The organism is Sphingomonas segetis (genome assembly GCF_009720245.1).
Classification (GTDB): Bacteria; Pseudomonadota; Alphaproteobacteria; order Sphingomonadales; family Sphingomonadaceae; genus Sphingomicrobium; species Sphingomicrobium segetis.
In genome coordinates this window covers 1-1,376 of record NZ_WJSQ01000284.1, presented here as the reverse complement: position 1 = coordinate 1,376, position 1,376 = coordinate 1, and the positions used below count along the sequence as shown (strand labels likewise).

Genomic DNA, 1,376 nt, shown 5'->3' with positions numbered 1-1,376 from the left:
AGGCGCAGCGGTGGCGCTCACGCCGGCCCCGGCAGCCGCCCAGCCGACGGCAGCCGCATCGGTCGCGGCGGTCGCCCGATCGCAAAACGGCCAAAGCGTCGACGATTTCTACAAGGCCCGCAAAGGCGAACCGCTGTGGTTGACACCGCAGGCGGGCGACGCTGCGGACCAGCTCCTGGCGCTGCTCGGAAGCGCGAGCATCGACGGGCTCAGCCCGGCCAGATATCGCGTCGACGAGCTCCAGGCAGAGATCGAGACGGCGCGCGCGAAGCACAAGCGCAAGCTCATCCAACGCGCGGACGAGGCGCTGTCCGAGGCCTATGTCGCCTACGTCGATGACCTTCGCCGCGACCCGGGAGTCGGCATCAGCTGGGTCGATCCGCAGCTGAAACCGAGCCCGCCGACTGCGCTGGCGGCGCTGCTCGGCGCGGCAAATGCGCCGTCGCTTTCCGATTACGTCAAGGACATGGGGTGGATGCATCCCTTCTACGGCGAGCTTCGCGAGGCCATCGCGAAGCGCAAGTACAGCGACGAGCACGAGCGGCAGGTGCTCGAGCTCAACCTCAAGCGGGCGCGCATCCTTCCCGCGGGCAAGCAGCGCTACATTATCGTCAACGCCGCGCAGCAGCGGCTGTTCATGTACGAGAACGGCAAGCCGGTGGATTCGATGGTCGTCGTCGTCGGCAAGACCAAATATCCGACGCCGATGATGGCCGCCTACATCCGCTACGCGGCGCTCAACCCTTATTGGTACGTCCCGCCCGACCTCGCGTGGGACGATGTCGGCCAGTTCGTCGAGAAGCAGGGTTTCGGCTATTTCGAGAAGATGGGCTACGAGCAGGTGTCCGACTGGTCGAAGCACCCGCAAATCCTCGACGCGACCAAGATCGACTGGGCCTCGGTGCGCGACGGCAAGACCGAGGTCTACCTTCGCCAGAAGCCCGGGCCCGAGAATTTCATGGGCCGGATCAAGTTCATGTTCCCCAACGATTTCGGGGTCTATCTCCACGACAACCCGAGGCGGAACCTATTCAAGGAATCGGTGCGCTATTTCAGCGGCGGCTGCGTCCGGCTCGAGGACGCGTGGCGACTGAGCCGCTGGCTGTTCCATCGCGAGCTGAGCTGGGAAGGCGCGGGAGTCGAGGAGCCGGTGCCGCTGGCGCAGCCGGTGCCGGTCTATATCACCTACATGACCGCGGTACCGGATGGACAGTCGATCGCCTATTTCGAGGACGCGTACGGCCGCGACAAGGCGCAGGTGGCGGACGGCGGCAGTAGCGACGGCGCGAAGTCGAGCACTGTCGGCGGGCGCTAGCGCCGCGCCCAGACGGGCACCCAGGTGATGTCCTGCGCGACCGGCCGGCCCGCCGGGTCGC

Annotated in this window: 1 protein-coding gene; it reads left to right on the top strand. The window is 66.5% G+C overall.

Annotated features, from left to right (window positions below):
- On the top strand, positions 1-1,315 hold a 1,315-nt coding region (locus GH737_RS14790), incomplete at its 5' end, for a L,D-transpeptidase family protein (RefSeq protein WP_196233246.1).
- Positions 1,316-1,376: the final 61 nt, after the last annotated feature.